The sequence below is a fragment of the Acetivibrio sp. genome (assembly GCF_035371925.1).
Classification (GTDB): domain Bacteria; phylum Bacillota; class Clostridia; order Acetivibrionales; family Acetivibrionaceae; genus Hungateiclostridium.
The window spans coordinates 1-6,661 of sequence record NZ_DAORXT010000114.1; the positions used below are offsets into that span (position 1 = coordinate 1).

Annotated in this window: 6 protein-coding genes; all 6 read right to left on the reverse strand. The window is 34.7% G+C overall.

Annotated features, from left to right (window positions below):
• Positions 1–126 precede the first annotated feature (126 nt).
• The gene (locus PLH43_RS12195) at positions 127–273 is read right to left on the reverse strand and encodes a hypothetical protein (RefSeq protein WP_324363499.1); all 147 of its coding nucleotides are present in this window, start codon (positions 271–273) and stop codon (positions 127–129) included.
• 68 nt (positions 274–341) lie between these two features.
• A complete protein-coding gene (locus tag PLH43_RS12200) occupies positions 342–512 on the reverse strand; it encodes a hypothetical protein (protein WP_324363501.1) in 171 nt (56 codons plus the stop codon).
• Positions 513–525: 13 nt separating this feature from the next.
• Positions 526–2,928, reverse strand: coding sequence for a CRISPR-associated helicase Cas3' (cas3, locus tag PLH43_RS12205; RefSeq protein ID WP_324363503.1), 2,403 nt, complete (start codon positions 2,926–2,928; stop codon positions 526–528).
• An 11-nt stretch (positions 2,929–2,939) separates the two neighbouring features.
• Entirely contained in the window at positions 2,940–3,653 is a 714-nt protein-coding gene (gene cas5b, locus PLH43_RS12210) for a type I-B CRISPR-associated protein Cas5b (protein ID WP_324363505.1), read from the reverse strand.
• 14 nt (positions 3,654–3,667) lie between these two features.
• Positions 3,668–4,585, reverse strand: coding sequence for a type I-B CRISPR-associated protein Cas7/Csh2 (gene cas7b / locus PLH43_RS12215; RefSeq protein WP_324363507.1), 918 nt, complete (start codon positions 4,583–4,585; stop codon positions 3,668–3,670).
• Complete coding sequence (locus tag PLH43_RS12220; RefSeq protein ID WP_324363510.1) at positions 4,585–6,426, reverse strand: TIGR02556 family CRISPR-associated protein; 1,842 nt, start codon at positions 6,424–6,426, stop codon at positions 4,585–4,587. The genes cas7b and PLH43_RS12220 overlap by 1 nt, the downstream gene beginning before the upstream one ends.
• Positions 6,427–6,661 lie beyond the last annotated feature (235 nt).

Below are 6,661 nucleotides of genomic sequence, written 5' to 3' on the forward strand. Positions count from 1 at the left end.
CAACTCGACATACTCAGGAAATCTTCCTGCGAGATACCCTCGTATTTTAGGCACACCCCTGCTTGCAACTTTGTTACCTTCCAGTTTTACAGTAAGCATTTTAATTTCCAATGTAATTCCCCCATTTTAAATGAAATAATCCCTGTCTATTTTTCTAATAAAGCCTGTATCCTTATCATAGGTACTGCATAACATTTCCCTGCTTATAAAGGTAATCTCCTTTTCATCTATTTCAACATGCTTTTTTACCGCCTGTTCCGGCAAACTGAGCACAAATTGGTAAAAATCTTTTTTCAGCTTATTAAACTGCCTCTTTCTTTCGAAACGATCGGCAATAAGCTTTATACTTTGGTTATTACCGGATAACCATAATTAAATTTATCCTCTCCAATATGGTTATGAAGCTCAAGATACTGAGGAAACTTTCCCGCCAAATACCCCCTTATTTTAGGAACATCCCTACTTTCAACCCTGTTGCCTTCCAATCTTACCGTTAGCATCTTAATATCCAAGTCAATTCCCCCATTAAAAAAAGTAGTCTTTTTCCAAGTCTCTCACAAAGCCAGTGTCTTCATCATAGGTATTAAAAATCATTTCCCTGCTTATAAAAGTTATGTCCTTTTCATCAATATCAACCTGTTTTCTTACAGCAAATTCAGGAAGACTCAATACATACATATACAAGTCTTTCTTATGCTGATTAAACTTCCTCTTACTCTCAAATCTGTCTTTCATCTGCTTTATACTCTGATACTCCTGCCACACTTTTGTAGCATCATCATCTATTTCAATAAAGACATCCACAGTTTTAAATTCCTGACGTATAAGCTCAAACACCCCAAAATTTTTATCGTCCTTTCCGCCTTCAAAAGCCTCCCTATATCGAAGCTCCTTTATGCATTCCAAAAGTTTTTGGCTTTCGTCACTTCCATGGCTCTTCAAACCCTTGTAATACTTTTCTGCCAAGAGAAAAATCTCTTTTTCCTCAATCCCTTCAAGACCTGAAAGAGCGTTTTTTGTCTCCTCTATCAATACATTGTCGTAGATATATGCCGCATAGGGTCTGTCATGATGTTTCTCGTTTATTAGATTTACCAACGTAACAATCCCTTTTTTATCTCCCCATTCTCGATTGCATCTTCCCGATGTCTGATTGATACTGTCCATCGGGCCAAAATCCCTGTAAACCCGGTCAATATCAATATCCACTCCTGCTTCAATCATCTGGGTCGATACAATAATCTTACGATTTTTGCTTTCCTTAATCTTTTTTATTCTTTCAAGTCTCTCCTTTGGAATGATATTTGTCGACAGATAATAAATCTCCGCTCTGTCTTCCAGCTCCTCTTTTATAAATGAATATATATCAATGGAAGTCCTGATAGTGTTCATAACTATTAGAAAATCGTCCTCTTCATAACGGCTAATGTCATCCAAAAGCAATGCTTTATATTCGTCGATAGTCATCTTCTTCGATAATCTCTTCGCATCAATGGTTATGCGGCTAAACTCTTCAAAATATTTTCTCTTATCCTTCGCCAGCTCATATATTTCCTTGTTTTCTTCAGAAAAAATCAGCGGCATGGTTGCAGTCATAAAAATGAAATAACAGTTAAGATACCTTGCCATGGCATTAAAAGTTTCCCGCACCAAATTCCAATACCTGTGGGGTATGCTCTGCACTTCATCCAATATTATTATGGAATTAACAATGTTGTGGAACTTTTTAAGCTTTCTGTTCCTGTTTGTAAATATGGAATGCAAAAGTTGCACAAAGGTGCTCACAACTATTTCCGAATCCCAAGATTCCACAAGATGTTCGGAAACAGCATCACTAAAGCTCTCCATTTCGCCTTCCTTTTCCCATTGATAAATTCTCTGCGATAAATAATGATGCTTTAGAAGTACATTAGATTCGGTAGTACCCAAAACTTTTTGAAAAACATCAAAATTCTGCTCAATAATCGAAGTAAAGGGAAGTACATAAACTATTCTCGGGTTATATCCCTTCTCTTCAATTAACCTCTCTTTCAATCGAAGAGCAGCTTTAAGAGCTGTAAGAGTTTTTCCGGAACCGGTGGGAAGGTTAATGGATAATACCTTTTCCTCAAGCGGAAGATTTTCGACACTGTTTAAAACATCTTGATATGCCTTGTTCCGCCACTTGGCCATCCGAATATTCTTTATCTCAAGACCTTCTTTAAATTTATCAACACAGTCAGACAATAACGCCGGTCTTTTAGAGCTTTTTTTGATAAAGTCTTCAATATTCATATTTTCGCTATTATATATCGCCTCAAGCTTGTCAGAAAAAATTAATAAGGAAAACAGATAGTCAATCAATAAGAAAGTTTCAAATCTCATTACTTCTTTTACTTTCTTTCTGACTTTTCTGGAAGTAAGATAATCTATGTCGTTTTCAAGCTCATCAACGGTATAATTTGATATATCAAAATCAATCCCAAGCCCTGTAATGACTTCCTGGAGTTTATCTCTATCAATACTTTCAAACTGCTGCTTTAGAAGACTTATATTTTTTACATCTCCGCTCAATACAGATATAAAATTTGCAAAATCATCAAGCTCTCCATGATGTTTCGAAACCACTATATAAGATAAAAAAGCAAGAACTTCATTCTTCATATCCGTGTTTACAATTTTGAAGGATAAAATCCCGGACAAAAGACCATGTCTTTTCTTTTCATCATTTTTTTGCCTATTGCTATCCAAACTTCTTATGTACTCCTGAAAATATGATGTAGACTTTCCAAGATCGTGAGTAAGCAAATTCAATCTATTTAATTGGCGAACTTCATCATTAGAAAAACTCTCAAATTCAGTCTTTTTCTGCATGAAAATACAGTCCCCAATCAAAAATACATTTCTCAAATGATCCAAAAGCGGCTTTCCCGGGTGCGAAAGCAACATGGCCCCACCTCTTATATAATCAAAATATTCTCATCTATCCCTTCAATTCTAATATAGGAGTCTGCCTTTGCCTTGATTTTATAGCTGTTCCTTTCAAACAACACCTCTCTATATTCTTTCACATTTCTGTCGGCATCCATTTCCACCGGTATGGTTTCTGTAAAATACTCCCTGTCGTCTTCGTATTCAACATCACCTTTTTTCAATATATCTAGAGGTATAACACTTGAAAACTCCACAACTTCTTTATTTCCATTTACTTCACGCCCGTCAAATTCACCGGCAAAAGTATAGTTTGCTAGATTTTCACTAAGCCCCATACTGATTGTATAAACTGTGCTATGGCCATTCAGGAGCTCCTTCAACCTTTCATAAATTTGCTTATCACTATGCGTGAAATAAATTCTATAGCACACATCTTTCAAAAACTCAATCTTTATCTGTGTCCGTTCATGTATTATATTCATTGACTTTTTCGTGTTAATTAAATTTTCACTGATTCTAACCTTTTTTATAGGGCTTTTTATTCCTATTGCAATTTTGGCTTGAGCCTTTGAAAAATGCTTCTGATAATCTTCTTTTCCCAATCCCAATATGGCTGCAACTATCCCTGAAACGGCAGTTCTGGTTGGGATTGAATATGTAAGGGGAGATGTTGTAGTATAAGGTTTTTTGAAATGCCCGTAAGCGGCACTAATATCAAAAACCAGATATTTTTCAGTCATTTATCTCCCTCTCTCTAAAAAATTTTTTCCTCAAATGGAATCTCTTTTATATCCTTTAAATTAATTTCCTGACCTTTATAGCATAGCTTCAAGTTTTTATCAGCAACGAACACAACTTTTTCTATTTTATCGCTGTACTGTGCCAACTCATCAATAAGCTCATCCAATTTAATAGAAAAGTCTTTGATTGTCCTGATTTTTTCTTCTTCAATATCAAAATTAAGGGCTATCTTGTTTTGCAAATCACCTATAAAGAAATTCTGTTCTGCTTTATATACTACCCTAAGCATGAGCCTGGGCATATGTCCCATCTTTGAGCGGGTAATGAGATTTTTTGTACCGTTCCACATCGACTCGTCCAGCAAATTCACATCTTCATCGGTAAGTCTAGTATCTTTCGCCGCATTTTCGTTTATTATTCCGTGAAAAGCAATCATGGAATATGGTACAATGTATTCCTCTCTAAATGTCTTTTGTGCTTTTCCCTCATCTGAAGCAAATGCACCGGTACCTTTAATATGCTTTAAGCTTACTTTATTTAATGACCTTCCCATGTTAAACTGTACCGGTCCGGTAAATGTTATCGATGCCTTGTCTAAAGGGATTACGCCACCAAATAATCTTATATCTATCGCCTTTTCAAGGATTTCATCTATATTTTCTTTAAAGTCTTTTGCCCTGGCTTTACCGTCTTTTATTCCGCCCTTTTCCGATTTAATTTCCCTTACAAATATATCCTTTCCATTAGTCCCGTCAAAACCTTTATAACTGTATAAATAATCTCTGACGGTTCTTTTTAGCCTTACATCCGTTACAATATTAATTCCGGTTTCCTCGTCAATTCGAGGCTTGTTCTCATCCAACGGGTCGCCGTTCGGATTTGCATCTGTAACATCATATAAAAATAATATTTCCTGCCTGTTCTTAATCATTATTCCTCATCCTCCCCGTCCTTCTTTTCTTCATTAAAGTGCTTTGCAAGGGACATTCCAAGCACAAAATAAAAACTGATTTCGTCATTGGAAATATTCTTTTGGGATTCCTCTCCCAACATATACATGCCAATAAGATATTCCAGCTCTTTATAATAATTCTTGTTATACTCATTTAACTTATTAATGGCTTCGGTATATATTCTTTTCACTATATTTTTATCTAATTTCAAACCGTTGAGTCTGCTGTAAAAAGGCTTGCTTCCTCTTTCTTTGTACTGTATGTTTAACAACTTTTCAGTCAGTACTCCTGTCAAAAACACTGCCCTTTTATAATCTGAACAGAAAACATCCTTGTAACTTTCATTCTCAAAAAAGTCCAGATATTTTTTATTCTTCTCAGTCTTCTCAATCATTATTTTTTGCACCTCTTTCCCTTTATCGCTAAATAAACTGAGTTTATCAATAAACATAATACACATGAGTGCTTGGAGTACAAGGGATTTTACATATTCCTCCCTCACAAAGTCAGTTCTTATCTTTGAAATCATTCTTCCTAAAATAAATTTGTAGCTTATCTTTTTATATGTAAAAACATTGTTTAAAATTTCAAGAAAGCTCTTGTCAAAATTTCCTTCCGTCTTACTGTTGGGGAAAAAGGTCCTTATTTTATCAAATCCAAACTTCAAATCATAGGTTGTATTATCTTTGCCCGGAAGATTTTTAAACAGCTCTATCTCATCTACTCTGTCTTTTATTCTCAATATATTCTTTATTTTGCTCGGCACAATGTCTTCAATGTAGAGTAGTATCCTAAAAACGCTTCCCGACTGTTCTTCTTTAAAAACAAGCATATTGTAATTGAGATAATTTTTACTATCTTTCATTATCTCTAAGAAATCTTTCTCACTTCCAAGAAGATTTTGCTTTGTGGATTCACTAGTAGAAAAGTTTGTATTCTTTTCAAACTCTTCTAGGGTCTCAATAAATTCCGCCTCATCCTCTGCATCCCTTATTACAGCTTTAGGGATTACAAAATAGTTAAAGCCAGAAAACCTTGATGTAAGGTTTTCTCTAATATATTTCTTACCCTGCTCCAGCTTCTGGGCACAACAAGCACATACCGGATAATTCCTCCATGCATTTTCCTGCTTGAAGCCACCCGTCACAAACCCGATTTTATCAACGGTGTAGGAGTTATATGTATTAACGAATCCAAAGACTTCACTCTCATTTTTGCAATAATAGCAGATACCTTTACCTTTTGATGTTTTACCGTATTTGCTGTAATACTGTTCATCCAAAATCCTGGCAAGATGATTTTTTATTAATTGGAAATCACCCATATACTTTTCATTATTGTTATCAAATAATGTAACTGTGATAATAAATGATTCGCCTTTTTTTAACGGAGTAGATTTGACTTTTTCCGTAATATCGTTTTCTATGATTTCCTGATTTGAAGATATGTACTCATAAATATCATTAAATATCTTTTTCTCCTCATCATTTTGGCTTGCACTATTTAATATATCATTAAAAGATATTGTTATCTTGTTTAGAGTTTTCGTTGGATCTGTATACTTTGAAGTTGGTGTTATATCTCCACCCCTTGCACTTCCCTTTTTATATGCGTACTTATTTATTTTATCTAATGAAAATTCTTCATACTCTACTCCGCGGTAGGTTACATTACCTTTTTCAAGTTCAAATGCAATCTTTAAGACATGATTGTAATTGCCTTTATCATTAGGATTCTCAATGACTTGAAGATATTCTTCGACGTCAGTAGTCTTCTTGTTAAGTACATACTGTCCTAACTGCAATACTCCCGCAAGCAAGGAGTCACCTTCTTTCAAAGCAGTAAAATTTTATAGAATTATTGTACATCATATGATAAGTAGTGTCAATTAATGTAACTTTTTTCGACAAAACTTGTTGTTTTGCGACATTATTTTAATCTTTTGCGTTGTACTCACAAATTCCACCTTATATATAATATCAACCAATCCCCAATTAATGTAAACTTCGACTATTTATTTGAATCCTTGTTTTACTGGAAGTACCACTTCAACT